The sequence below is a fragment of the Plantactinospora endophytica genome (assembly GCF_016862915.1).
Lineage (GTDB): Bacteria > Actinomycetota > Actinomycetes > Mycobacteriales > Micromonosporaceae > Plantactinospora > Plantactinospora endophytica.
Genome location: NZ_BONW01000044.1, coordinates 153,540 through 176,027 on the forward strand (window position 1 = coordinate 153,540; position 22,488 = coordinate 176,027).

Here is a 22,488-nt window from a genome sequence, read left to right on the forward strand (position 1 = left end):
GGCGTGCCGGCCGGATCGGTAGATCGATCCGGCCGGCACGCCCGCTGTCTGGCACCGCCCCCGCGACCCGCCCGAGCGGGCGGCGTCGTCGGCCCGGTCAGCCGCCCGGGAAGGCGTTCGGGTCCACCTCGCTGGTCTGCGCGTTGCCACCCGCGACCGGAGTCAGCGTGATCGTCCAGATCGTGTACTGGGACGACGTGGTGGTGAACTTGAAGGTGTCCTCGAACCGCTGGAAGTTGCAGTTCCGGCTGAACGCCTTGGCCCGGGCGTCCCAGTCCTTACCGCCGGTCATGTAGATGCGGTACGTGCCGTCCTTGACCGAGGAGACGGTGTGCTTGCCCTTGGCCCGGACGTACACGCTGACCGTCGGGGACTTGGCGCTGCCCAGCACCAGGTTGATGACCGCGTCGCTGCTGCCGCCGTTCTCGATCTTGAGTTGGCCCTGACCGCTGCGCACCCGCTTGATGTACGCGCCGTTGCTGAGCCGCCGGTTGCCGTCCGCCGTCTTCTTCGGTACGAACTTGCCGACCTGGTACGGCTGCGCCGGGTCCGCCGCGGCGAGCGCCTGCTGCGCCGTGCGGATGTCGTCGGCGGAGGTGTCCCGGCTGAGTCGGGCCAGCGCCGACGAGCCGAGGCAGACCTCCCCCGCCCCGGCGGCCGAGCCGGTCTCGGTGATCGAGTCGATCATGCCTTCCAGCCCACGCAGCAGGTCGGCGTGCGCCGTCGCGGCGTTCTGCGGCGGTACCACCCTCGACAACGCCGAGATCTGCTGGTCGAGCGCCCGGCCGATGGTGCCGGCGGCGATACCCACCGCCTTGGGGTTCTTGGCCGCGCCGAGCTGTGTGAAGCCCGGTGCCACCGCCTTGTCCACCTCGGCCAGCAGAGCCTGGTATTCCTGGGCGCTGATCGGCGCGGCGCTCGGCGAGGGCTCGCCCCCGGCGCCGGAGGCGGACCGGTTGGACGGCGGGTCGTCGTCCCGGTTGCCGGCCCAGATCAGCAGCGGCACCGCCAGCGCCACCAGCAGCACCACGGCGACGGCGCCACCGACGATGGCGATGATCTTGCCCCGCCCCGACTTCCGGGGCGGCGGCGGAAACGCTCCGAACTGCGGCGGCGGCCCGTACGGCGGGCCGGGCGGGCCGGCACCGAACGGAGCCGTCGGCGGACCCGAAACCGGCGGAGTCCCGTAGGGACCCGTGGGCGGACCCGACACCGGCGGAGCACCGTAGGGACCCGTGGGCGGACCCGACACCGGTGGCGGCGCACCGAAGGGATTGGTCGGTGGCCCGGACACCGGCGGAGTCCCGTAGGGCGCGGCGGAGACCGGCGGCGCACCGAAGGGATTGGTAGGCGGTGCCGACACCGGCGGGGTCCCGTAGGGCGCGGTCGGCGGAGCCGAGACCGGCGGACCCGCACCGAACGGAGTGGTCGGCGGCCCGGACACCGGCGGCGTACCGAAGGGCGCGGTCGGCGGGGCCGACACCGGCGGCGCACCGAACGGGGTGGTCGGCGGGGCCGACGTCACGGGCGGGACCGGACCGGGCGCACCGAAGGGGGCCGCTCCGAAGCTCATGGGGACCGTACCGCCTCCGCCCGGCACGATCCGGACCTGCACGTACGCGTCCCGGGGCGGACCACCGGGCGCGGTCGCCGGCCCGATGCCGGGCAGCCGCAGGATGGCTCCGTCGCTGAGCCCGGCCGGAATCCGCAGCGGGGTGCTCTGGCCCGACCAGGGCAGTACGACGGTCTTGACAACCTCGGATCCCGCCTCGCTCGGGTCCAGGTCGATGAACAGATCAGGGTTTGGCGCCATGGACCGAGTATGAGCATCCGAAGCAAGTCGATTGCCGGCCACCCCCGTCCGGCCCGAACCACCGGTCCGGACCGACGGGCAGCGATGCCTTCCGAAGCGCCTGGCAGGGCGTCCGAAATCACGGACCGGTCATCGGACCGGCGCTCCGGAAGGCGGTGCCGACGAACTGGAAGGCCGCGGCGACGAACTGGAAGGCGGTGCCGACGAGGCAGGCCGGGCCGGCCAGGAGAGCCGCGCCGGCCCGCCAGGCCGTTGACCGACGGATGCCGCTGACCGACGGATCAGGAGGGTTCGACCGGGGCGGCGACCCCGGCGGTGCCGCCGTGCGCCGGTACCGCCGGCTTCGGCTTGGCGTCGATGCCGGCCTCGGCCCGCTGCTGACTGGTGATCGGAGTAGGCGCGCTGGTCAGCGGGTCGAACCCACCCCGGGTCTTCGGGAACGCGATCACCTCGCGGATCGACTCGGCCCCGGACAGCAGCATGCAGACCCGGTCCCAGCCGAACGCGATGCCGCCGTGCGGCGGCGGGCCGTACTTGAACGCCTCCAGCAGGAAGCCGAACTTGTCCGCCGCGTCCTCCGGGCTGATGCCGAGCAGGTCGAAGACCCGCCGTTGTACGTCGCCACGGTGGATACGGATCGAGCCGCCGCCGATCTCGTTGCCGTTGCAGACGATGTCGTACGCGTACGCCAGCGCCCGGTCCGGCGCCTCCTCGAACCGGTCCACCCAGTCGGCGTTCGGCGAGGTGAACGGGTGGTGCACGGCGGTCCAGCCACCCGCCCTGCCGTTCTCCTGGTCGGAGGCCGGCTCGAACATCGGCGCGTCGACCACCCAGCAGAACGCCCAGGCGCTCTCGTCGACCAGGCCGGCCCGCTTGGCGATCTCGACCCGGGCGGCACCGAGCAGCTCCTGCGCCTCCCGCCGCTGCGCACTGGCGGCGAAGAAGACCGCGTCGCCCGGCTTCGCCCCGACGGCGTCGGCCAGCCCGGCCAGGTGCTCGGCCGACAGGTTCTTGGCCACCGGCCCCCGGGCCTCGCCCGACTCGGCGTCCAGCACCACATACGCCAGGCCGCGGGCGCCGCGCGCCTTGGCCCAGTCCTGCCAGCCGTCGAGTTCCTTGCGGCTCTGCCCGGCCCCGCCCGGCATCACCACCGCGCCGACGTAGCCGCCCGCGTCGATCGCCCCGGCGAAGACCCGGAACTCGGTGCCGCGCAGGTAGTCGGTCAGCTCGGTCAGCTCGACGCCGTAGCGCAGGTCGGGCTTGTCGGAGCCGTACCGGTCCAACGCGTCGTGCCAGGTGATCCGGGGGATGGGCTGGCTGATCTCGTGTCCGGCCAGTTCCCGCCAGAGGGTGGCGACGATCTCCTCGCCGAGGTCGATCACGTCGTCCTCGGTGACGAACGACATCTCGATGTCCAGCTGGGTGAACTCCGGCTGCCGGTCGGCCCGGAAGTCCTCGTCCCGGTAGCAGCGGGCGATCTGGTAGTAGCGCTCCATCCCGCCGACCATCAGCAACTGCTTGAAAAGCTGCGGGGACTGCGGCAGGGCGTACCAGGTGCCGGGCTGGAGGCGTACCGGCACCAGGAAGTCGCGGGCGCCCTCCGGCGTCGACCGGGTCAGGGTCGGCGTCTCGATCTCCAGGAAGTCGCGGCCGTGCAGCACCTTCCGGGCGAGCTGGTTGGCCGCCGACCGCAGCCGCATCGCCCGGGCCGGACCGCTGCGCCGCAGGTCTAGGTAGCGGTACTTGAGGCGTACGTCGTCACCGGCCTCCACCTGGTCGTCCACCGGCAGCGGCAGCGGCGCCGCCTCGGAGAGGATCTCCAGTTGGCTGACCGTCACCTCGACCTCGCCGGTGACCAGTTCGGGGTTGTCGTTGCCCTCGGGGCGCCGGGTCACCTCGCCGGTGACCTGGACGCAGTACTCGTTGCGCAGCGCGTGGGCCGACTCCATCCCCTCGCGGAACACCACCTGCACCACGCCGGAGGCGTCCCGCAGGTCGACGAAGATGACTCCGCCGTGGTCCCGCCGGCGGGCGACCCAACCGGCGAGGGTCACCGTGCTACCGGCATCTCCCGCGCGCAGGGTGCCGGCGTCATGGGTACGGATCACGACAGGTGTCTCCTCACGTCTGTCCGGGCGGTCCGGGCTGCTGCCCTGACATTCTGTCAGGAGGGCCCGGACCGCCCGGCGCCCCACCCTTCGGGTCAGCCCCCCGCTCCGGGTCAGCCCACACTTCGGGCCGGCCCGCCCGCCGGTTCGGATCCCGACCGGCACCTCTCCGCACCCGATTCGTACGTGCGTTCGATTGTCGAGTACCGTGGCCGGATGACGACCGGCGCCTACCAGCCCTCGATGCTGGATTTCGCGACCGGCGACGGGATCGCCGGGGACGGCGCCGGGCTCGGTCCGCTCGTCGGGGCGCTCCGCCGGCACGAGTTGAGCCGTGGCGCCTGGGTCGACCACCTGCCCGGCTGGGTGCGGGGCTCCGACGCCGTGCTGGGCATCCTGCTCGACGAGGTCGACTGGCAGGCCGAGCGCCGCCGGATGTACGACGGCGTGGTCGACGTCCCCCGGCTGCTCCGCTGGTATTCCGGCACCGAGCCGCTGCCCCATCCGGTGCTCGGCACGGCCCGGGAGCGGCTTACCCGGCACTACGCCGCCGAGTTGGGCGAGCCCTTCGTCACCGCCGGGATGTGCCTCTACCGCGACGGGCGGGACAGTGTCGCCTGGCACGGCGACACCATCGGCCGCTCGGCCCGGGAGGACACCATGGTCGCGATCGTCTCGTTCGGTTCGCCCCGGCCGCTGCTGCTGCGCCCGCGCGGCGGCGGGCCGAGCCTGCGCTTCCCGCTCGGACACGGCGACCTGATCGTGATGGGCGGCTCCTGCCAGCGCACCTGGGAACACGCCGTACCGAAGACGTCCCGGGCGGTGGGTCCCCGGGTCAGCGTGCAGTTCCGGCCCGCCGGAGTGGCCTGAGCCGGTGAAACGGCGGCGGGGCCCCTACCTCCGAGGGACCCCGCCGGGACAGTTCGGTGCCGTCAGCCGTGGTGGATGTCGTCGTACCAGGGCCTGGTGTCCGAGACGAGGCTACGGATCTGCCCGATGGTGGCGTTCGGGGCGAGGATCGCCATCCGCCACCGCCGGATCATCATGGTCGCCTCCCCCACTGCGGTACGCAGTTCGGAGACCTCCCGGCTGGCCTTCTCCACCTGCTGCCGGGCGACGATCGTCTCCGCCTCCAACTCCGCCACCCGCACCTTCAGCGGTTGGACCAGGGTGAGGGCGGTGTCGGTGAGGACGTCCGCCGCGTCCGCCCGGAACCTGCGACGTTGCAGCAGGACCGCGGCGACCGAGGCGACCCCGCCGCCGCCACCGAGGATGCCGATGGCGGAGAGCAGGATCTGGATCCAGGGCGGACCCGAGTCAGGGGGCACTGGAGGGGTCACGGGCTGCTCCTTCTACGGGCATCGGTACCTCGATCTTGTGGCGCAACTCCTGCGCCCGGGCCAGTCGGTGCAGGTCGCGGACGATCTGCACACACCTCCACCAGGAGGAGACGGCTAGCGCGGCGATGAACAGACCGGCGGCGATCCCCGGTCGGCCGGCGATCACGAAGACAGCTATGGCGTACATTCCGGTGACGCTGCCGAACCCCAGCAGCGCGCCGAGTTCGACGCCGAGGGCGGTGGCGAGTTGCCCCTGCCAGGCGACCCCGCAGAGCCCTGCGACGCCGGCCACGATGAGGCCCACCGCCCAGATCTGCTCAAGCAGGTTGGGCATGGCGGCGGCCACCGACCGGGGTCGGCTGTCGAGCCCGACCAGGGACACCCCGCAGACCACCGCAGTGGCCAGCGAAGTCACCTCGAACGGCTGCCAACCCGAGGTCACGCTGAGGGGTCGCCGTCGGCGCCGCCCGGAACGTCGCCCCACGGCGCGCTCACTCATGCCCGACCGGCTGACCGTTGTCGAACCAGACGTTGGTCCGCTCCCAGGTCAGTCCACGATGGACGGGACGGGCGATGATCCCGGTGCGGTGGTGCCGGCCGAAGACGTTGCGCCGGAACGCCACCGCCGAGGCGGCCAGGTCGGGGCGGATCGAGATGGTGTAGTTGCCGCCGTCGCAGTAGTTCTCCTCGACCCGGAGGTTGTGCACGGCGAGGCCGAGCGCGAGGCAGGAGTTCATCGCCTCGGACGTACTCGGGCGGTAGGCGTCCAGCCGGTTGTGCCGGAGGACGACGTCACCGACGCCGACCACCCGTACGCAGTCGTTGTGCGAGCCGGGTACCCGGACCAGATCGTGGATCCACGAGTCGACGACGTTGACCCGGGACCCGATCCAGAGCCCGTCCTGTACGTGGTGGAGGTTCACCCGGCGCAGGGTGAAGTCGTCGAAGCAGACCCCGACCGGGGACCGGCCCCGACCGTCTATCTCGACGTCCTCGACGACGAGGTTGACCGCCGGGTCGAAGGTACGGATCGGAAAGGTGGCGCCGTCGGAGGTGATCCTCGACCGCCGGATCGTGACGTTCCTGGCGTAGACGCTCACCCGTCCGGTGATGTTCAGGTTGGTGATCACCTGACCGTCCCGACGCAGCTCCAACGAGCCGGACGGGGTGAGGACGGTGTTGGCCGGTACGCCGGTGGTGTCCGGGCCTGGCCAACGGGTCAAGGGTACGAGCGGTGTGGGCATGGGTCTCTCCCGAAAAGACCTCGTGGGGCGCGGGCTACCGCGACAGGTGCACTCCCCGACGCCGCTCCGCCCACCCCGCAGGTCTTACAGGTCACTGCCCAGCCGCTGAATGGGTCGCCAGGTCGATGATCGACGGACTCGGTCACCCCGGATATCACTCATGTTACTGATGTACCGGACACGAGACATTTGCTGCGGCAGACAAATCACGGACAGACCGGGCTATCCACCCAGGGCGTCAGCCGGCCCGCTCCGGCCGCTTCTCCTGCCGGGTCTCGTTCCAGCGGTCGATGAGCGCACCCATCTCGTCCTGCACGAAGAACAGGAAGTCCCGCATGTCGGCCAGCCGGATACCGGCGGGTGAGTCGTCACCCACCGCCAGTACGCCCTGGTGCATCATGTCGCCGAGCTTGCGGTAGACCCCGCTCTGCACCGCCGCCGTGTACCAGATGTCGTCCGGGGCGTGGTAACGGTCCCGCCGGGAGTTCGGCACCGGCTCCCGCAGCACCAGGTTGACGTGCAGCAGATAGCGCAGCGCACCGGAGATCGCGGCGGCACTGACCCCCAGCCGCTCGGCGATCTCCCCGGCGGTGAGCCCGGGTTCGTCGGCCACCATCAGGGCACCCAGCACCCGGGCCGCCATCCGGGGTACTCCCACCTCGCTGAAGGACAACGCGAACTGCTCGACGAAGCGGCGTACGGCCTCCTCGTCCCGAGGACCCTCGATTCGCGTCATTTCCGTCCTTCGCTCGTTTCTGAAGATCGTGTAATTGTGCCTCAACACCGCGTGAGCGGGCCAACGACGCCGGCCGCGCCCTGCGGGCGCGGCCGGACTGTGCTGCGGGTCAGAGTGCCAGGTCACGCCGCCGGAACAGGATCAGCCCGGCGGCACCGAGCGCCACCGCCACCACGCCGAGCAGCACCAGCGGGGTCGCGGTGACATCGGCGGAGGGCAGCGCTGGCACGTGGCTGAACGGGGAGACGTCCCGCACCGCCTGCGGCAGGTTCAGCAGCTCGCCGAGCTGGCCGAAGACCAGGCTGACGGCATAGCCGAGCCAGGCCAGCGCGACGGTCAGCCGGGGTGCCAGGCCGAAGAGCAGCACGACGTACCCGATCATGATCAGTGCCGGCGCGGCCTGCACCAGCGCGGCGGCGCCGAGATCGACGAGCCGGTCGCCGAGGTCGCCGTTGCCCAGCCCGGCGACCAGGCCCGCCGAGACGCCGGCGAGCAGCAGCAGGGCGACCGCGCCGAACGCCGCGACGACCAGATGACCACCGAGCCAGCGCAGCCGGCCGGTGGCGGTGGCCAGCACCGGTTCCACCCGCCCGCCGGCCTCCTCGGACCGGAGCCGCAGCATCGCCTGCACCACGTACCCGGCGGCCATCGCACCGACCATCGCCAGCATCGCGGTGAAGAACGCGTCGCTCAGTGCCCCGCCGCCGCCCAGTTCCCGGATGGTCCGGGCCGCTCCCTCGTTGCCGGCGAACGCGTCCTCGACCGTGCCGGCCAGGGAGCCGATGGTCACCCCGAACAGGCCGATCGCGACGGCCCAGCCGAACAGCGTGCCGCGTTGCAGCCGCCAGGCCAGGCCGAGCGGGCTGAGCAGTCCGGCGGCGGCCCTGGCCGGGCCGGGCCGGGCGGCGAGCATGCCCATCCCGATGTCCCGGCGGTCGGCCAGCGCGAAGGCCGTGCCGAGCAGGGCGGCGAAGAACACCGCCGGCAGTACCAGCACCGCCCAGCGGTTTCCGGCGAACGGTTGGACCAGCGTGGTCCAGCCGATCGGGGAGAGCCAGGAGGGCCAGGCACTGGTCATGGTGTACCCGTCCGGTTGCACCTCGCCGAAGGCGTCGCCGAGTCCGCGTACCAGATAGGCGGCCCCGATCGCGGCGGCGGCTATCCCGTTCGCCGCCCGCGCGCCCTGGCTCACCTGCGCGGCGACCGCCGCGATCGCCGCGAAGGTCAGGCCGGCGGCGCCGACGCCCAGCCCGAACGCGACCGATCCGGCGGCCGGCAGGCCGTTGCCGATCAGGGCGAGCGCGAGCAGCGCGGCCAGCACCAGGTTGGCCCCGGCGGTGACGATCATCGCCGCGGTCAGGCTGGCGTGCCGGCCGACCACCATCGAGCCGATCAGCTCGGACCGGCCGGTCTCCTCGTTCTGCCGGGTGTGCCGGACCACGGCCAGGGTGCTCATGAACCCGGCCAGCACCGCGAGGAAGGCGAGGATCTGGAAGGCCATCATGTCGCCGTCGCTGGTCCCGGTCGGGGCGTTGCGCAGCATCAGGATCGCCGGGGCGTCGACCGCCGTACGCAACGCGGTGACCCGGTCGGCCTCGGTCGGGAACTGCTCCCGTACGGCGGTGTAGCTGGTCGAGGACAGCACGGTCGTGCCGAGGATCCACAGTGGCAGTTGGATCCGGTCACGGCGCAGCGCGAGCCGGGTCAGCCGGACGGTACCGGTGAGGTTGCCGCCCATCACACACCGGCCATTCTGGAGTCGGCACCCCGACCACCGTCGCCGTCACCGCTGCCGCTGCCGTCGTCGCCGGTACCGGTGCCTGCGTCGTTGCCGTAGTGCCGCATGAACAGTTCCTCCAGGGACGGCGGTGTACTGGTCAGTGCGCGCAGCTCGAACCGGTGCAGGTGCTGGAGCACCGCGTCCAGCTCGGCCGAGTCGACGTCGAACCGGGCGTGCGTGCCGTCCACCCGGGCGTCGTGCACGCCGGGCAGCTCGACCAGCCCGTCGATCGACCGGGCCGTCTCGACCGAGATGGCGGTACGGGTCAGGTGTCGCAGCTCGGCCAGGGTGCCGGCCTCGACGGTCCGGCCCTGCCGGATGATGCTCACCCGGTCGCAGAGCGCCTCCACCTCGGAGAAGATGTGGCTGGAGAGCAGTACGGTCCGGCCCTGCCGCTTCACCTCGCGTACGCACTCCTGGAAGACCGCCTCCATCAGCGGGTCGAGCCCGGAGGTCGGCTCGTCGAGGATGTAGAGCTCGACGTCGGAGGCGAACGCCGCGACCACGGCGACCTTCTGCCGGTTCCCCTTCGAGTACGTCCGGGCCTTCTTGGTCGGGTCGAGTTCGAAGCGCTCCAGCAGCTCGTCGCGGCGACGCCGGTCCAGCCCGCCGCGCAGCGCCCCGAACAGGTCGATCGCCTCGCCGCCGGTCAAATTGGGCCAGAGGTTCACGTCACCGGGCACGTACGCCAGCCGCCGGTGCAGCGCCACCGCGTCCCGCCACGGGTGCCCGCCGAGCAGGCTGACCTGCCCGGCGTCGGCCCGGAGCAGTCCCAGCAGCACCCGGATGGTGGTCGACTTCCCGGCGCCGTTCGGGCCGAGGAAGCCGTGCACCTCGCCTACGTCGACGGAGAGGTCCAGCCCGTCCAGCGCGCGGCTCCGGCCGAAGGACTTGACCACGCCGGAGACCGAGATAGCAGTAGTCATGGATCCGACGCTACGCTCGTTTCACAAATTTGTGAAAACTCAGAAGCGTCAGGATTTCGTCAAGAACCCGGCCGGCCGGGAGCGGCGCGTCGACCGGGAGGGCTGCCCGGAGTCGGTACGGCGGGTCGGTCCCGGCACGCGGTGGCCGTAACCTCATCGAAATCTCTGACTGACACGATCCGTCGAGTCCTCGCCCGCTGCGGAGGTGTTGATGTTTCTCACCCGTCACGAGCAAGAACGGCTGATGGTCCATGTCGCGGCCGATCTCGCGTGGCGCCGACGTGAGCGCGGGCTGCGGCTCAACCATCCGGAGGCGGTCGCCGTGATCACGGCGTTCCTGCTGGAGAGCGCCCGGGACGGGCGTACCGTCTCCGAGCTGATGGAGACCGGGCGGAACGTGCTCGGCCGCGAGGACGTACTCGACGGTGTGCCGGAGATGATCGCGGAGGTGCAGGTGGAGGCGACCTTCCCGGACGGTACGAAGCTGGTGACCGTACACGAGCCGATTCCGTGACGGGGGCGGGCATGATCCCCGGCGAACTGCTGCCCGGAACGGGCGACGTGACGATCAACCCCGGCCGGCCCGTCCGTACCCTGGCCGTGGTCAACACCGGCGACCGGCCGGTCCAGGTCGGCTCGCACTACCACTTCGCCGAGGCGAACCCGGCGTTGGAGTTCGACCGGGCGGCGGCCTGGGGACACCGGCTCGGCGTACCGGCCGGCACGTCGGTGCGGTTCGAGCCGGGCATCGGCCGGGACATCGACCTGATTCCGCTCGGTGGCGCCCGGATCGTCCCCGGGCTACGCGGCGAATGCGCCGGCCCGCTGGACCGGACCGACCCGCCCGATCCCGACCCCGAGCCCGCCGCGCCGGAGGCCGCCGGGGAGGTGGCGTGAGCACCCTGGACCGGCGACGGTACGCCGCCCTCTACGGCCCCACCGTCGGCGACCGGATCCGGCTCGCCGACACCAACCTGCTGATCGAGGTCGAACAGGACCACTGCGGGTACGGCGACGAGGCGGTCTTCGGCGGCGGCAAGGTGATCCGCGAGTCGATGGGCCAGTCCCTGGTCACCCGCGCCGACGGCGCCCCCGACACGGTGATCACCGGCGCGCTGGTGCTGGACCACTGGGGCGTGGTCAAGGCCGACGTGGGCATCCGGGACGGCCGGATCGTCGCGCTCGGCAAGGCCGGCAACCCGGACACCATGGACGGGGTCCACCCCGACCTGGTGATCGGGCCGGGCACCGAGATCATCTCCGGCAACGGCAAGATCCTCACCGCCGGTGCGATCGACAGCCACGTACACCTGATCTGCCCGCAGATCCTGGAAACCGCGCTGGCCAGCGGGATCACCACGATCATCGGCGGCGGTACCGGCCCGGCCGAGGGGACCAAGGCGACCACTGTCACCCCGAACCCGTGGTATCTCGGGCGGATGCTGGAGGCGCTCGACCCTTGGCCGGTGAACGTACTGCTGCTGGGCAAGGGCAACACGGTCAGCGAAGAGTCGATGTGGGAACAACTGCGCGGCGGGGCCGGCGGCTTCAAGCTGCACGAGGACTGGGGCACCACCCCGGCCGCGATCGACGCCTGTCTGCGGGTCGCCGACGCCTCCGGAGTGCAGGTCGCGATCCACACCGACACGCTCAACGAGGCCGGCTTCGTCGAGGACACCCTGCGGGCGATCGGCGGACGGTCGATCCACGCGTACCACACCGAGGGGGCGGGCGGCGGGCACGCACCGGACATCATCCGGGTCGCCGCCGAGCCGAACGTGCTGCCGTCGTCGACCAACCCGACCCGGCCGTACACCCGGAACACCCTCGACGAGCACCTCGACATGCTGATGGTCTGCCACCACCTCAACCCGACGGTGCCGGAGGACCTGGCGTTCGCGGAGAGCCGGATCAGGCCGAGCACCATGGCCGCCGAGGACGTACTGCACGACCTGGGCGCGATCTCGATGATCGGCTCGGACTCACAGGCGATGGGGCGGGTCGGCGAGGTGGTCATCCGCACCTGGCAGACCGCACACGTGATGAAGGCCCGGCGTGGCGCGCTGCCCGGTGACGGCGCCGCCGACAACGCGCGGGCCCGCCGGTACGTCGCCAAGTACACGATCTGTCCGGCCGTCGCGCACGGCATCGACGCCGAGGTCGGCTCGGTCGAGCCGGGCAAGCTCGCCGACCTGGTGCTCTGGGATCCGGCCTTCTTCGGGGTACGCCCGCACCTGGTGCTCAAGGGCGGCATGATCGCGCTGAGCCAGATGGGTGACGCCAACGCCTCGATCCCGACCCCGCAGCCGATGCTGCCCCGGCCGATGTTCGGCGCCTACGGCGCGGTACCGGCCGCGACCAGCCTCGCCTTCGTCGCCCCGGCCGCCATCGACGCGCTGCTCGGCGACCGGATCGGGATCCGCCGCCTGCTGGCCCCGGTGGCCGACACCCGCTCCCGGGGCAAGGCCGACCTGCCGTTGAACGACGCGCTCCCCCGGATCGAGGTCGCTCCGGACACCTTCACGGTCCGGATCGACGGCGAGGTCGTCGAGCCGGAGCCGGTGACCGAACTGCCGATGGCCCAGCGCTACTTCCTCTTCTGACCACATGACCTCCCCTTCCGCCCGCATGGCCGACCTGTTCCCCACCGCCGACCCGCGCCGCACGACCGGCCCGACCCGCGTCGCCGACCGGCCCCGCGTGGCCGACCCGCCTCGCAAAGTCGACCCGTCCCGCGATGCCGGCCCGTCCCGCGTGAACGGCCCGCCGGCCGCCGTCGCGGGGCTCGCCACCCTGCTGGTACTCGCCGACGGCCGGCTGCCGGCCGGCGGTCACGCACACTCCGGTGGGTTGGAAGCGGCGGTGACCAGCGGCCGGGTCCGCGACCTGGCCGGGCTGACCGCCTTCCTGCGCGGCCGGCTCGCCAGCACCGGGCGGGTCACCGCAGCCTTCGCCGCAGCTGCCTGCGCCGCCGCCTGGCCGACCGACGGACCGCCCGGAAACGCGCCCAACCAGCCAGCGGACGCGCCCTCCAAAAGCACCGATCGGCACGCGGACCCGTCGTCCGGCAGTGCCCCCGATCGGCACGCGGACCTGTCGTCGGGAAGTGCCACCGACCGGCACGTGAGCCTGGCGTCGGGAGGTGCCACCGACCGGCACGTGCACCTGTCGTCGGGAAGTGCCACCGACCGGCACGTGGCCGGGGTGCCGGGAAGTGCCACCGAGCGGACGCCCGGGAGGACGGCCGACGCGGGGGCTCGGATCGAGGCGCTCGACCAGGGGATGGACGCCCGTACCCCGTCACCGGCGCTGCGCCGGGCGTCCCGGGCCCAGGGGCGTGCGCTGCTCCGGGCCGGCCGGGCGATGTGGCCGGTCGACGTGGCGATCCGCAATCCGCACCATCCGGTGGCCCTCGGCGTGGTGGCCGCCGCCGCCGGGCTCGCCCCGGCCGAGGCTGCGGTCGTCGGGGCGTACGGAACGGTCAGCGGTCCGGCCAGTGCCGCCGTACGGCTACTCGGGCTGGACCCGTACGCCGTGCACGCACTCCTGGCCGAGTTGGCCGGCGAGTGCGACCGGCTGGCCGCGCTGGCGGTGGCCGGGGTGGACGATCCCGTCGACCTGCTGCCCGCCGACTCCACTCCGCTGCTGGAGATCGGCGCCGAGGTTCACGCGAGCTGGGAGGTGCGTCTCTTTGCGTCCTGACCGATTGCCACTCGACCGACCCGAGCACGGGACCGGCACACACCGACACGCCGGCGCCACCGCGCCGCACGAGCACGCCGGGGGCGAAGTGCCGCACCAGCACGCCGAGCGGGACGCGCAGCTCCAACACGCCGAGGGCGAGGTGTCGCACGAACACGCCGAGGGCGAGGTGTCGCACGAACACGCCGAGGGCGAGGTCCCGCACCGGCACCCGGACCCGGCGGTCGATCCCCATCAGCCGGTGGAGCGGCCGGGCGGTGCCGGGCCGGTGCGGATCGGCATCGGCGGCCCGGTCGGCTCGGGCAAGACCGCGCTGGTCGCCGCGCTGTGCCGGACGCTCGCCGCCGAACTGCGGCTGGCCGTGGTCACCAACGACATCTACACCACCGAGGACGCCGACTTCCTGCTCCGCAACGGGGTGCTGCCGGCCGAACGGATCCGGGCGGTGGAGACCGGCTGCTGCCCGCACACCGCTATCCGGGACGACATCTCCGCCAACCTGGACGCGGTGGAGGAGTTGGAACTCCTGCTCGGGCCGCTGGACCTGATCCTGGTGGAGAGCGGCGGGGACAACCTCACCGCCACCTTCAGCCGGGGACTGGTACACCGGCAGATCTTCGTGGTCGACGTGGCCGGTGGCGACAAGGTGCCCCGCAAGGGCGGGCCGGGCGTCACCGCTGCCGACCTGCTGGTGGTGAACAAGACCGACCTGGCTCCGCTGGTCGGCGCGGACCTGTCGGTGATGGCCCGGGACGCGGCGGCCCGGCGCGGCGCACTGCCCACGGTCTTCCTCTCGCTGGTCGAGGACCCGGCCGCGACGGCGGTCGCCGACTGGGTACGGGGCCTGCTGGCGGCACCGGCCGGGCGGGCCGACGGGCGCGCGGGGCACCGGGGCTGATGCGGGCGCTGGCCCGGATCGTCGCCGAGGCCGACCCGGTCCGGGGAACCCGACTCACCGTGCTGCGCGGGGAACCGCCGCTGCTGCCGCGCCGGACCGGACCGGTCGGGCCACCCGACCCGGAGCGCGAGGTCGAACTGCACCTGGTCGGCGGGGCGGCCGGCCCGCTCGGCGGCGACCGGCTGCGGATCGAGATCGAGGTCGGGCCGGGTGCCCGGCTCTGCGTACGGAGTGTCGCCGCCGCGCTGGCCCTGCCGGGGCGCGACGGTGCCGAGTCCCGGCTAACGGTGCTGGCCCGGGTCGCGTCCGGTGGGCGGCTGCGCTGGCTGCCCGAGCCGCTGATCGGGGCGGCCGGCTGTACGCACCGGACGGTCTGCGTCGTGGAGCTGGCCGAGGGTGCCGCGCTGTGCTGGCGCGAGGAGTTGGTCTGTGGCCGGTACGCCGAGCCGGTCGGCGACGTACGACTGGAGATGACGGCGCGGTACGGCGGTCGTACCCTGCTCCGCAGCGATCTCGCGGTCGGACCCGGCGCCGCCGGCTGGTCCGGCCCGGCGATCCTCGGCGGCGCCCGGGCTGCGGGTTCGGTGCTGGTGGTGGATCCGGCCTGGGCCGGGTCTGCGCCGCCGGGGCCGGCCCCCTACGACTCGGCGGCACCGTCCGGTCCGGGCGCACCAGTCCCCGTCCAACCGTCGGGCGCGGCTGATTCGGCCGGCCCGGACGGCGCGGTCCCGGTGGCGGTGGCGGTGCTGCCGCTGGCGGGCGGGCCGGCCGTGCTGGTCAGCGCGGTCGGCGCGGATGCCCGGACGGTGCGGACCCGGCTCGACCATGCGGTCACCCGGACGATCGACTCTCCTCGACGATCAGATCTCCTTGGACAACTGTCGATGTAATCTCCCCTAGGACTGATGCCCAGGGCCCGACCGCCCGCCACACTCATGAGGTCGCCCGGCTCACACGCTCGCCACGTTCCGTCCCCGCCAGAGCCTGGCGCCCGGACCCGGGCCGCCGAACCACGTCCGTCGAGGTCGGCCTGCTCGACCAGGTCTCGGAGCTCGTCCCGACTGACCGCCTGGTCACGTAGGGTGACGACATGCCTCCGGTGCCCTGGTGGGCGGTCTTCTCGGCGGCGGCGCTCCCGGTGCTGCTGGTCATCGGATGGACCACTGCGGCGGTCCGGCAGCCGCCCGGGTACGACCCGTGGGGCGACACTGTCAGCTCGCTCTCCTCGTACGGGATGATGGACCGGCAGATCCTGATCGGCTGTCTGGCCGGGCTCGGCGTGGCCCACCTGGTCACCGCGATCGGCTTGCGCCCGGTCCGTACCGCCGCCCGGGTGGTCTACGGCATCGGCGGGGTGGCGACCGTGCTGGTGGCGGCGGTGCCGAAGACCGACGCCGAGACGCCACCGGCACACGGGATCGCCGCCGTGGTCGCCTTCGTGGCCCTGGCCACCTGGCCGGCGGTGGCCGCCCTGCCGCTGCCCCGGCGCCGTCACCCGGACCGGCATCCCGAAGCGGTGGCGGCCACCGGCCCGTCCAGCACCGATCGGGCCACCGACGCCGACTCCCGAAACCGGGACCGGGACCGAAAGCGCGACCGAAACCGGGACCGGGACCGGGACCGACCCTGGGTACTGCGTCCGGTGGTCGGCGGCACCGTCTCGCTGGTGATGCTCGCCCTCGGGCTGTGGCTGGCGCTGCAACTGCCCGACGGTGCCCTGGCAGGGCTGGCCGAACGGCTCACCGCCGGTACGGAGGCACTCTGGCCGCTGGTGGTGGTGCTGACCCTGTTCCGCCGCACCCGGCGGCACCCGGCACACCGATCGGCGTGACCGGGGCGGTGGGTGCCGGCCGCTCGCCAGCCACCCACCGGGGTTCCCGATCACGCCGATCGATCACCGGCTGGGATCAGCTCAGTAGACGCTCACGCCGTACGCGTTGAGCGCCTCGACGACGGGCTGGAAGTACGTGGTGCCGCCGGAGGTGCAGTTGCCGCTGCCGCCGGAGGTCAGGCCGAGCGCGGTGTTGCCGGCGAAGAGCGGGCCGCCGCTGTCGCCCGGCTGGGCGCAGACGGTGGTCCGGATCAGGCCGGAGACGGTGCCGCTGCCCTGGTAGGTGACGGTGGCGTTGAGCGCGGTGACCCGGCCGCTGCGCAGCCCGGTGGTGCTGCCGCTGCGCTGCACCGACTGGTTGACGGTCGGGTTGGCCGCACCGGTGATGTCCCGGGTGCCGCTGTACAGCCAGACGTCGCCCGGCTGCTGCGCGGTGCTGCTGTAGCGCACGATGCCGTAGTCGTTGCCGGGGAAGCTGCTGCCGGCCCGGGTGCCGATCACCGAACCGCCGGAGCTGCCCGACCAGTTCGCCCCGGCGTTGGTGCAGTGGCCGGCGGTGAGGAAGTAGTAGGTGCTGCCGCTACGGACGTTGAAGCCCAGCGAGCACCGGCTGCCGCTGGTGTAGATCGCCTGGCCGCCGGAGATGGTGGTGCTCAGGGTGCCGGGGATCGCCTGGATCCGTACGGCGCCGCCGAACCGGGCGGTGACAGACTTGATCTTCGCGAGCTTGGCGCCGGTGACCGTGCTGTCCACGTCGACCGCGACCTGGTTCGTCACCGGGTCGACGTACCACGCGGTGCCGGGGATCCTGGCGTAACGGTCCAACTCGGCGGTCACCTGGGCCAGCTCCGCCGAGCCACGGGCGACGACCTTGGCGGTCGCGCCGGAGGCCCGGACCTCGCGGGCCGCCGCCTCGTCGGTCACGGTGACGACCATCTTGCCGTCGGCGCCGAGGTACGTGCCGGCGGACCGGGCGCCCAGCCGCTCGGAGAGCGCCGTCGCGCCCTCCGGCGACGCGACCGGTGCGGCCTGCGCGGGTACGCCGAACAGCATGCCGGCGACAAGGGATCCGGCCGCCGCCGCGATGGCGGCACTGCGGATCGAGGACCTTGTGGGTCGCATGTGGAGCCTCCCAAGGGGGGTTTGGAGGTGTCTGCGCCGAGTTGGCAGATCTCATACGAGTATTCAGACATCTAAGATCATGAACAAGAGACCTAACATATCGCCTGCAACGGGGCGTTCGCCTTATGGTCACTTCCGTTGTGGAGACTCAGGTCGCTCTATATGATCTGCCCACCTCAGCCGGCTCAGGCAACCGCGATCCGGAGGCCGCCCATGTCCGCTCCCCGCCGCACCACCACCCTGCTCTCCACACTCCTCACCGCCGTCGTCCTCGTCACCTCGGTCGGACTCGTCGCCAGCCCGGCGAGCGCCGACCCCGGCCCGCCGCCCGCCTCGATGGCCAGCCTGGGTGACTCGATCACCCGGGGTTTCAACGCCTGCGGCTGGTACGTCGACTGCCCGTCCCGCTCGTTCAGCACCGGCGACGACACCGGCGTGAACAGCCACTACCTGCGCATCCGAGCGGTGAACCCGGCGATCAACGGTCGCAACCACAACGACGGCGAGTCCGGCGCCGAGTCCGCGGACATGGCCGGCCAGGCCGACGCCGCCGTCTCGCAGGGCGTCGGCTACGTGACGATGCTGATCGGCGCGAACGACGCCTGCGCCAGCTCCGAGTCGGGCATGACCCCGGTGACGACGTTCCGGAGCAACATCGACGCGGCACTGGGTCGGCTGAAGTCCGGGCTGCCGAACGCCCGGGTGTTCGTGATCAGCGTCCCCGACATCCAGCGACTCTGGTCGGTCGGCCGGAGCAGTTTCGCCGCCCGTTCGGCCTGGTCGCTCTTTGGCATCTGCCAGGCGATGCTGGCCAACCCGACCTCCAACGCGCAGGCCGACGTGGACCGGCGCAACCGGGTACGGCAACGGGTGGTCGACTACAACACCCAGCTCGCCCAGGCCTGCGCCGCGTACGGGTCGAACTGCCTCTTCGACGGCAACGCGGTGTTCAACTACCCGTTCGCGCTCGGGCAGTTGTCCGGCTGGGACTACTTCCACCCCAACGCCTCCGGGCAGCAGGCACTGGCCCAGATCTCGTACGCCGCCGGTTTCGGCTGGTAGCAGTGGTCGGGCGGGCCGCCGGAGACCGTTCCGGCGGCGCCGCCCGCGCGGCACGACCGACGCCGCCAAGCCGCTGGTCGCCCAGCCGCGCCGCTTCCGGTCCGTCCCGCTCCCCGGCTCGGCGCAGCGATGCCACGCTCGCACCGGTGCCACGCCGTTGCACGGGATCCCGGACGCCGCCCGGGTCGCTCAGTTCCGACGCCGCGCGCCGGGGCCGGGGCGGGGCAGCACGTCCCGGGGCGAGGCCACGTCATGGCCGTCCGCACAGCGCAGCACGACCCGCACCTCGGCGGCACAGTCCCGGTGCACGGTCCGCAACGGCGGGCCGCCCGGGTCGGCGAGATAGCGGTCGCCCCACTCCAGCACCGCCACCAGCACCGGCCACAGGTCGAGTCCCTTCTCCGTGAGCCGGTACTCCTGCCGCAGCCGGGCACCCGGCTCCCGGTACGGCTCGCGGCGCAGTACGCCCTCGTCGACCAGCATCGCCAGCCGGTCGGTGAGCACCTGACGGGGAATCCCGGTGCGCTGGCGCATGTCGTCGAAGCGCCGGATCCCGCTGAACACCTCGCGCAGCACGACGATGGTCCAGCGCTCGCCGAGGATCGTCATGGCGCGCCCGATGGTGCAGTTCTCGACCGACCAGTCAAGCGCCTCGGGTGCCACCATGTGGCAAAGGCTAAGTCTCGTTGACAGACTCAGCAACCCCTGGGAAGCTCCGTCCATGACGCAGACTCAGCCTGGCCGGCGCCACCGTACCTTCTCCTGGGCCGACCCGGCGGCCAGCGCCGCCCAGCTCGGCCAGCGCACCGGGCTCGAACTGCTGCACGCCATGATCGCCGGCGAGCTGGCCGGACCGCCGGTGATGGAACTGATCGGGATGGACCGGATGACCGCCGAGGAGGGCCGGGTCTCGGTCGAGATGACCGCGCGGGAGTTCCACTACAACCCGCTCGGCACGGTGCACGGCGGTGTGCTGTCGATCCTGCTGGACACCGCCGCCGCCTGCGCCGTGCACACCACGCTGCCCGCCGGGGTGGGCTACACCACGATGGATCTCAACGTGAAGTTCCTCCGTCCGGTGACCGTGCGGAGCGGAACGCTGCGTTGCGAGGGCACGGTCATCCAGCGGGGCCGCCGGACCGCCCTCGCGGAGGCACGGCTGACCGACGGGACCGGCCGCCTGGTCGCGCACGCCACCTCGTCCTGCCTGATCTTCGAAACCCCGACCGGGCCCGCTGCCGAGCCGTCCGGCACCACCTCCAACGGCCGTCTCGACACCTCCTCCGACCGCGTACCCGGCGTCTCGTCCGACGGTCGGCTCGGCGCCTCGCCGGTCGGCTAACACGGGCGGCTCGGCGTCGCACTGGTCGGACAGTGCCGACGGCTCGGTGCCCGGCACGGTCGGTCGGCGACTCGCCGGACGGCTGGCACGGTCGGTCTGCTGCCCAGCGGTGGCCGCAGGCGGAGCTGTCAGAGGCGGGCGGGCGGGGGCCGGTAGCCGAGCAGCCCGTCCCCGGTCGCCACCACCAGCAACTCGGGCAGCGCCACGAGGGCGGTCACCGGGGCGGTCAGCTCGACCACCTGGCCCGGTATCCCCACACCGTCGAGCGGGTGCCACCGGAGCACACTGCCGTCGACCGCCACCAGCCAGTTGACCGGGTCGGCCGGGACGACGGCGAGCGAACGTACCGGCCGGGTGGCTGTCAGCACGACGGCGGGCTCGGGTGCCACCTCGTCGATCGCCGGTGCGGCGGGCCGCGCAGACCGGACCAGGTCGGTGAGGTCGACGCAGCGGACCTGCCCGTTCCGACCGGCGGCGAAGACCAGGCCGCGCCCGTCGACGGTGGCGGTCGCCACGGCGTACGCGACACCGCCGTGCCCGTCCAGCACCGTACGGCCCGGCGACCCCCAGGCGTCCAGCTCCCAGAGTCGTACGGTGTCGTCGTCGGCGGCGGTCAGCCCGACGGGTATCCCGGCCAGCTCGCCGATCGCCACCGCCCGGATCCGGCCGGAGTGCGCAGTCACCGGGCCGTCCAGCCGACCACTCGCCACGTCCAGCAGGAACAGCGCGGCTCCGGCGGCCAGCAGCAGCACCCGACGGCCGTACACCAGGCCCGAGGCGGCTGGGCCCACCGCTCCCGCGCCAGATCGCACCGTGCCGGCCGGACCGGCGTCTCCGGCCGGCACCGTTGCGATCCGCGCACCGGTTTGGGGGTCCCACAGTTCCAGGCGATCCGGGCCGGGCCCGGCCAGCACCGGGTGCTCCCCCGGCACCAGCGTTGCCCCGGCGGGAATCCCGTCGAGCGGCAACCCGACCTCCTCACCGGTGACGGGATCGAACCCGCGAACCTGCTCACCGGGCAACTCCGCGAGCAGTACGGAACGGCCGGCGACCCCTGCCACAGCAAGGCGGTAACCGGCAAGATCTCCGAGATCCCGCCCCTCGGGCAGGTCGTCAGAGCGCAGCTCAGCAGAGCCCGGATCGGCAGAGCGCAGCTCGGCAGAACGCAGGTCGGCAGAGCCCGGGTCGGCGGCGGGCAGGCCAGCAGGGGGCGGATTGGCGGAGGGTGGTTCGGCGGCGGGCGGGTCGGGCCGGAACGGGTACGGCTGCTCCGGGTCCCAGACCCACACCAGGCCCGCGCCGTCCCCGGTGACCAGCATCGGCCGTCCAGAGATCTCCACCGCGATCGTCCGGGTCGGCGCCGCCTCGTACGGATAGCGGAACGCCTCGCCCAGTTGCCGGCCGCTCTCCGGTAGCCAGGCCCGTACGGTCGCGTCGTCACCGCTCCACAGCACCGCACGGTCGCCGAGCCGGCCGGCGAGTACGGAGTTGACCTGGCCGGTGTGCCCGGTGAACGGCGGACCGAGCGGCCGGCCGTCGCGTACGTCCCAGGACTGGGCCACCCGACCGGCGGCGCCGAGCAGGATCCGCCGGCCCTGCCAGTCGGCGAACCCCAGCACGGTGACCAGCCCCGAGACCTCGAAGCCGTGCTCGCCGAGCGACTCGACCCGGAGGTCGTCGCCGGTGCCCGGTACCAGGTCGAGCCGCCACAGCGACACCCGACCGGCGCTGGTGCCGACCGCCAGTACGACCGCCTCCCCCACCTCGGTCGCGGCCAGTACGCTGATCCGCTCGCCACCGGTCCGGAGGGTGTGTAGCCGGGTCCCCCGGTCGGCGCCGAGCGACCAGATTTCCACGTGCGGCGATCCGCCGGTCAGTACCGCGATCGGGCGGCCGGCCAGCGTTACGGTCGCCAGGGAGCGCACGTCGCCACACCACTGCCGCCAGCGGGACCGTCCACTGTCGAGGTCACTGACCTGGAGGTACCCGGCACCGGCACCCGAGACGATCAACTGCTCGCCGTCGATCCGGGTGGTCGCGGAGGCCCTCGCGTGGGCCCGTTCGTCCACGGCGCCGACCAGTCCGCCGTCCAGCAGATCGAGCACCACCCGGGCCCCGGCATAGCTGGTGACCAGCGCGCGCGGCCGGCCGGTGCGGTCGTCGACGAAGCCGTCCAGCGCGGTCACCCAGGCCGGCACCGGCTGGTACGGCCCGGGTCGCGCCGGCAGCGGCCGCGGTTGCCGGCCCGCGACGCCCCGAGTCCAGAGCGGCCGGCCGGTCCAGGCCGGTTCGACAGGGGCACGGCGGACGGACCATTCCGGCGTACGCCGGCTCGCTCCGCCGGTCATCGGCGGTTCGCCGTCCCGGAATGCAGACCTTCCGCCGGGCCGACGGCGGGCGAACGCAGAAACACGATCGGACGATCCCTTGTGGAAACGTGGTCGAAGCCAGATCTGTTGCCGGAATCGAATGGCGGATCGACCGGAACGAAAAGGAAATGATCAGGCAAGAACGCCGCATCGGCGATCAATCACCGCATCTTAGTCCGGCTGCTGTGCCCGGCTCGGCCCCTCGCAAGGAGCGG

General features: G+C 72.6%; 21 protein-coding genes and 1 pseudogene. 10 read left to right on the forward strand and 12 right to left on the reverse strand.

Going from position 1 to position 22,488, the window contains the following annotated elements:
• Positions 1 to 97: 97 nt before the first annotated feature.
• On the reverse strand, positions 98 to 1,813 hold the full coding sequence (locus Pen02_RS36905) for a hypothetical protein (protein WP_203870824.1): 1,716 nt from the start codon (positions 1,811 to 1,813) through the stop codon (positions 98 to 100).
• Positions 1,814 to 2,094: 281 nt separating this feature from the next.
• A complete protein-coding gene (gene aspS, locus Pen02_RS36910; protein WP_203870825.1) occupies positions 2,095 to 3,921 on the reverse strand; it encodes an aspartate--tRNA ligase in 1,827 nt (608 codons plus the stop codon).
• A 216-nt stretch (positions 3,922 to 4,137) separates the two neighbouring features.
• On the opposite strand from aspS, the gene Pen02_RS36915 reads away from it, so the two are divergent.
• Positions 4,138 to 4,791 carry an alpha-ketoglutarate-dependent dioxygenase AlkB gene (locus tag Pen02_RS36915; RefSeq protein ID WP_203870826.1) on the forward strand — a complete coding sequence of 218 codons (654 nt, stop codon included), beginning with the start codon at positions 4,138 to 4,140 and terminating at the stop codon, positions 4,789 to 4,791.
• A 62-nt stretch (positions 4,792 to 4,853) separates the two neighbouring features.
• On the opposite strand, the gene Pen02_RS36920 is transcribed toward Pen02_RS36915, so the two are convergent.
• From Pen02_RS36920 to Pen02_RS36945, 6 genes are all read right to left on the reverse strand, one after another.
• On the reverse strand, positions 4,854 to 5,261 hold the full coding sequence (locus Pen02_RS36920; RefSeq protein WP_203870827.1) for a hypothetical protein: 408 nt from the start codon (positions 5,259 to 5,261) through the stop codon (positions 4,854 to 4,856).
• Positions 5,239 to 5,760 carry a hypothetical protein gene (locus Pen02_RS36925; RefSeq protein WP_203870828.1) on the reverse strand — a complete coding sequence of 174 codons (522 nt, stop codon included), beginning with the start codon at positions 5,758 to 5,760 and terminating at the stop codon, positions 5,239 to 5,241. Before Pen02_RS36925 ends, Pen02_RS36920 begins: the two co-directional genes overlap by 23 nt.
• Complete coding sequence (locus Pen02_RS36930) at positions 5,753 to 6,505, reverse strand: hypothetical protein (protein ID WP_203870829.1); 753 nt, start codon at positions 6,503 to 6,505, stop codon at positions 5,753 to 5,755. Before Pen02_RS36930 ends, Pen02_RS36925 begins: the two co-directional genes overlap by 8 nt.
• Before the next feature lie 238 nt (positions 6,506 to 6,743).
• Complete coding sequence (locus Pen02_RS36935) at positions 6,744 to 7,241, reverse strand: GbsR/MarR family transcriptional regulator (protein WP_203870830.1); 498 nt, start codon at positions 7,239 to 7,241, stop codon at positions 6,744 to 6,746.
• 109 nt (positions 7,242 to 7,350) lie between these two features.
• The gene (locus tag Pen02_RS36940; RefSeq protein WP_203870831.1) at positions 7,351 to 8,979 is read right to left on the reverse strand and encodes an ABC transporter permease; all 1,629 of its coding nucleotides are present in this window, start codon (positions 8,977 to 8,979) and stop codon (positions 7,351 to 7,353) included.
• Positions 8,979 to 9,947, reverse strand: a complete 969-nt coding sequence (locus Pen02_RS36945) for an ABC transporter ATP-binding protein (RefSeq protein WP_203870832.1) — start codon at positions 9,945 to 9,947, stop codon at positions 8,979 to 8,981. The genes Pen02_RS36940 and Pen02_RS36945 overlap by 1 nt, the downstream gene beginning before the upstream one ends.
• Positions 9,948 to 10,158: 211 nt before the next feature.
• Between Pen02_RS36945 and Pen02_RS36950 the strand changes: the two genes are divergently transcribed.
• The 7 genes from Pen02_RS36950 (at position 10,159) to Pen02_RS36980 (ending at position 16,378) form a co-directional block, all read left to right on the forward strand.
• The gene (locus Pen02_RS36950; RefSeq protein WP_203870833.1) at positions 10,159 to 10,461 is read left to right on the forward strand and encodes an urease subunit gamma; all 303 of its coding nucleotides are present in this window, start codon (positions 10,159 to 10,161) and stop codon (positions 10,459 to 10,461) included.
• A complete protein-coding gene (locus Pen02_RS36955) occupies positions 10,458 to 10,844 on the forward strand; it encodes an urease subunit beta (RefSeq protein ID WP_239141895.1) in 387 nt (128 codons plus the stop codon). Before Pen02_RS36950 ends, Pen02_RS36955 begins: the two co-directional genes overlap by 4 nt.
• Positions 10,841 to 12,550, forward strand: a complete 1,710-nt coding sequence (locus tag Pen02_RS36960) for an urease subunit alpha (RefSeq protein WP_203870834.1) — start codon at positions 10,841 to 10,843, stop codon at positions 12,548 to 12,550. Before Pen02_RS36955 ends, Pen02_RS36960 begins: the two co-directional genes overlap by 4 nt.
• A gap of 4 nt (positions 12,551 to 12,554) precedes the next feature.
• Complete coding sequence (locus Pen02_RS42275) at positions 12,555 to 13,649, forward strand: urease accessory protein UreF (protein ID WP_239141897.1); 1,095 nt, start codon at positions 12,555 to 12,557, stop codon at positions 13,647 to 13,649.
• A 4-nt stretch (positions 13,650 to 13,653) separates the two neighbouring features.
• Positions 13,654 to 14,547: an urease accessory protein UreG gene (gene ureG / locus Pen02_RS36970; RefSeq protein WP_443678492.1), complete on the forward strand. Its 894-nt coding sequence runs from the start codon at positions 13,654 to 13,656 to the stop codon at positions 14,545 to 14,547.
• A complete protein-coding gene (locus Pen02_RS36975; RefSeq protein WP_203870835.1) occupies positions 14,547 to 15,437 on the forward strand; it encodes an urease accessory protein UreD in 891 nt (296 codons plus the stop codon). The genes ureG and Pen02_RS36975 overlap by 1 nt, the downstream gene beginning before the upstream one ends.
• A gap of 200 nt (positions 15,438 to 15,637) precedes the next feature.
• A complete protein-coding gene (locus tag Pen02_RS36980) occupies positions 15,638 to 16,378 on the forward strand; it encodes a DUF998 domain-containing protein (protein WP_203870836.1) in 741 nt (246 codons plus the stop codon).
• Positions 16,379 to 16,459: 81 nt separating this feature from the next.
• Here the strand turns inward: Pen02_RS36980 and Pen02_RS36985 are convergent, their stop codons facing one another.
• On the reverse strand, positions 16,460 to 17,500 hold the full coding sequence (locus Pen02_RS36985; protein ID WP_203870837.1) for a S1 family peptidase: 1,041 nt from the start codon (positions 17,498 to 17,500) through the stop codon (positions 16,460 to 16,462).
• 213 nt (positions 17,501 to 17,713) lie between these two features.
• Here Pen02_RS36985 and Pen02_RS36990 point away from each other — a divergent pair, with 213 nt between their 5' ends.
• Positions 17,714 to 18,562, forward strand: a complete 849-nt coding sequence (locus Pen02_RS36990; RefSeq protein ID WP_203870838.1) for a GDSL-type esterase/lipase family protein — start codon at positions 17,714 to 17,716, stop codon at positions 18,560 to 18,562.
• Positions 18,563 to 18,751: 189 nt separating this feature from the next.
• Here Pen02_RS36990 and Pen02_RS36995 read toward each other — a convergent pair whose 3' ends face one another.
• Positions 18,752 to 19,228 (reverse strand): winged helix-turn-helix transcriptional regulator, encoded by a 477-nt coding sequence (locus Pen02_RS36995; protein ID WP_203870839.1) that lies wholly within the window; start codon positions 19,226 to 19,228, stop codon positions 18,752 to 18,754.
• A gap of 55 nt (positions 19,229 to 19,283) precedes the next feature.
• On the opposite strand from Pen02_RS36995, the pseudogene Pen02_RS37000 reads away from it, so the two are divergent.
• A pseudogene (locus tag Pen02_RS37000) lies at positions 19,284 to 19,787 on the forward strand (PaaI family thioesterase); the annotation flags it as partial.
• 245 nt (positions 19,788 to 20,032) lie between these two features.
• Here the strand turns inward: Pen02_RS37000 and Pen02_RS37005 are convergent.
• Positions 20,033 to 22,090 (reverse strand): WD40 repeat domain-containing protein, encoded by a 2,058-nt coding sequence (locus tag Pen02_RS37005; RefSeq protein WP_203870841.1) that lies wholly within the window; start codon positions 22,088 to 22,090, stop codon positions 20,033 to 20,035.
• 158 nt (positions 22,091 to 22,248) lie between these two features.
• Positions 22,249 to 22,434, reverse strand: a complete 186-nt coding sequence (locus Pen02_RS37010; RefSeq protein ID WP_203870842.1) for a hypothetical protein — start codon at positions 22,432 to 22,434, stop codon at positions 22,249 to 22,251.
• Positions 22,435 to 22,488 lie beyond the last annotated feature (54 nt).

Excerpts from the sequence above, each read along its gene's own strand:
- Pen02_RS36905 (WP_203870824.1), bottom strand. The coding sequence starts at position 1,813 with ATGGCGCCAAACCCTGATCTGTTCATCGACCTGGACCCGAGCGAGGCG.
- Pen02_RS36915 (WP_203870826.1), top strand. The coding sequence starts at position 4,138 with ATGACGACCGGCGCCTACCAGCCCTCGATGCTGGATTTCGCGACCGGC.
- Pen02_RS36925 (WP_203870828.1), bottom strand. The coding sequence starts at position 5,760 with ATGAGTGAGCGCGCCGTGGGGCGACGTTCCGGGCGGCGCCGACGGCGA.
- Pen02_RS36930 (WP_203870829.1), bottom strand. The coding sequence starts at position 6,505 with ATGCCCACACCGCTCGTACCCTTGACCCGTTGGCCAGGCCCGGACACC.
- Pen02_RS36935 (WP_203870830.1), bottom strand. The coding sequence starts at position 7,241 with ATGACGCGAATCGAGGGTCCTCGGGACGAGGAGGCCGTACGCCGCTTC.
- Pen02_RS36940 (WP_203870831.1), bottom strand. The coding sequence starts at position 8,979 with ATGGGCGGCAACCTCACCGGTACCGTCCGGCTGACCCGGCTCGCGCTG.
- Pen02_RS36945 (WP_203870832.1), bottom strand. The coding sequence starts at position 9,947 with ATGACTACTGCTATCTCGGTCTCCGGCGTGGTCAAGTCCTTCGGCCGG.
- Pen02_RS36950 (WP_203870833.1), top strand. The coding sequence starts at position 10,159 with ATGTTTCTCACCCGTCACGAGCAAGAACGGCTGATGGTCCATGTCGCG.
- Pen02_RS42275 (WP_239141897.1), top strand. The coding sequence starts at position 12,555 with ATGACCTCCCCTTCCGCCCGCATGGCCGACCTGTTCCCCACCGCCGAC.
- Pen02_RS36975 (WP_203870835.1), top strand. The coding sequence starts at position 14,547 with ATGCGGGCGCTGGCCCGGATCGTCGCCGAGGCCGACCCGGTCCGGGGA.
- Pen02_RS36980 (WP_203870836.1), top strand. The coding sequence starts at position 15,638 with ATGCCTCCGGTGCCCTGGTGGGCGGTCTTCTCGGCGGCGGCGCTCCCG.
- Pen02_RS36985 (WP_203870837.1), bottom strand. The coding sequence starts at position 17,500 with ATGCGACCCACAAGGTCCTCGATCCGCAGTGCCGCCATCGCGGCGGCG.
- Pen02_RS36990 (WP_203870838.1), top strand. The coding sequence starts at position 17,714 with ATGTCCGCTCCCCGCCGCACCACCACCCTGCTCTCCACACTCCTCACC.
- Pen02_RS36995 (WP_203870839.1), bottom strand. The coding sequence starts at position 19,228 with ATGGTGGCACCCGAGGCGCTTGACTGGTCGGTCGAGAACTGCACCATC.